At 42.6% G+C, this 1,262-nt stretch carries 2 protein-coding genes; both read left to right on the forward strand.

What is annotated here, in order from left to right; genetic code table 11:
- Positions 1-60 precede the first annotated feature (60 nt).
- Positions 61-375: a transposase gene (locus C7460_RS23435; RefSeq protein ID WP_115870568.1), complete on the forward strand. Its 315-nt coding sequence runs from the start codon at positions 61-63 to the stop codon at positions 373-375.
- Positions 372-1,232: an IS3 family transposase gene (locus C7460_RS23440; RefSeq protein WP_115870569.1), complete on the forward strand. Its 861-nt coding sequence runs from the start codon at positions 372-374 to the stop codon at positions 1,230-1,232. Before C7460_RS23435 ends, C7460_RS23440 begins: the two co-directional genes overlap by 4 nt.
- Positions 1,233-1,262 lie beyond the last annotated feature (30 nt).

Genomic DNA, 1,262 nt, shown 5'->3' on the forward strand with positions numbered 1-1,262 from the left:
TGAACCTGCTACATTTGACTGGACAGTAAGTTAAGCTCGTAGGAGTTAAATTTACTGATAATGAAAAGAGAAAGAAGACACTTCGATAAGGAGTTTAAAATGATGGCAGTGAACTTGTGTTTATCAGGGAAGCCAACCAGAGAAGTAGCCGATGAGCTTGGTATCAGGGTTGAGCTGGTCACTCGCTGGAAGAGAGAATATCATCAATACAAGGAAGGGAGTTTTTCAGGTCATGGCAATGTAAATATGACCGATGAACAGAAAGAGATCGCTAGGCTAAACAAAGCATTGAGGGATGCTCAAGAAGAACGTGATATCTTAAAAAAGGCAGTAAGCATCTTCTCCAAGAACGACGGGAAGTTTTCAAATTCATGAAAGCAAACCAACATAAACATTCCGTTGAGAAGATGTGCCGGGTATTTAAGGTGAGTCGAAGTGGCTACTATAGTTGGTTGCAGTACAAGCCTTCCCATAGGGATCTACAGCGAGAGCGGCTCTTGCTAGATATCAAGGAAATCTACTTGAGTAGTAAGCAAAGGTACGGCAGCCCCAAGGTGACCGACGACCTTCATGATATGGGATGGAAAGTATCCCGGCAAAGAGTAGCCAGGATCATGCGTGCAGAAGGCATTAGAAGCATTGTGACCAAGAAGTTTAGAGGAGTAACAACTGACTCAAAACATTCATTTCCAATAGCCGAAAATCACCTAAAGAGAGACTTTCACGCCAATCGACCTGGGCAAAAATGGATATCCGATATCACATACATCCCTACCAGGCAAGGCTGGCTTTACCTGACTATTGTAATGGACTTGTACGACCGAAAGATCATCGGTTGGTCGCTAAGTACAACAATGACTACACAAGCCACTGTAATGACAGCTTGGAAGATGGCAGCTAAAAACAGGTCAGTATCTCCAGGGCTACTCTTTCATTCAGATAGAGGAATCCAGTACGCAGCAAATGCTTTTGCTGATCACATCAGGCAAAAAGGAGTCCGACAGAGTATGAGTCGTAAGGGAAATTGCTGGGACAATGCTGTGGCTGAAAGTTTCTTTAAAATACTCAAGTCGGAAATGGTCAGGCATGCTAGCTACCAAAGTATTTTTCAAGCCAAAACCGATTTATTCGAATTCATTGAAATCTGGTACAACAGAAAAAGAAAACACGCCTATCTAGGCTATAAAACCCCTGAACAGTTCGGGGAAACTAAATATTCAGAGTGCGCTTAACTAATTGTCCACTTTTTTGTAGCAAATCCA

This window comes from Marinoscillum furvescens DSM 4134 (assembly GCF_003386095.1).
In the GTDB taxonomy this organism is placed as follows: Bacteria; Bacteroidota; Bacteroidia; order Cytophagales; family Cyclobacteriaceae; genus Marinoscillum; species Marinoscillum furvescens.